1 protein-coding gene is annotated in these 255 nt (G+C 66.7%); it reads left to right on the top strand.

What is annotated here, in order from left to right; genetic code table 11:
• Positions 1-255 (top strand): class II fructose-bisphosphate aldolase (locus NFX52_RS31530; protein WP_252636039.1); only part of this gene is annotated, 255 nt, incomplete at both ends.

Below are 255 nucleotides of genomic sequence, written 5' to 3'. Positions count from 1 at the left end.
GACAGTCCGGTGATCCTGCAGGCCTCCGCCGGGGCACGCAAATACGCTGGCGAGGCGTACCTGCGCCACATGATGCTGGCGGCGGTGGAGACCCACCCCGATCTGCCGGTAGTGCTGCACCAGGACCGCGGTACTTCGCCTGCGGTGTGCATGCAGTCGATCCGCTCGGGCTTTACCAGCGTGATGATGGACGGGTCGCTGATGGCGGACGGCAAGACGCCGGCGAGCTATGCCTACAACGTCGAGGTGACGCGC

This window comes from Acidovorax facilis (genome assembly GCF_023913775.1).
GTDB lineage: Bacteria > Pseudomonadota > Gammaproteobacteria > Burkholderiales > Burkholderiaceae_C > Acidovorax > Acidovorax facilis.
This window is presented reverse-complemented; position numbering and strand designations above follow the sequence as displayed.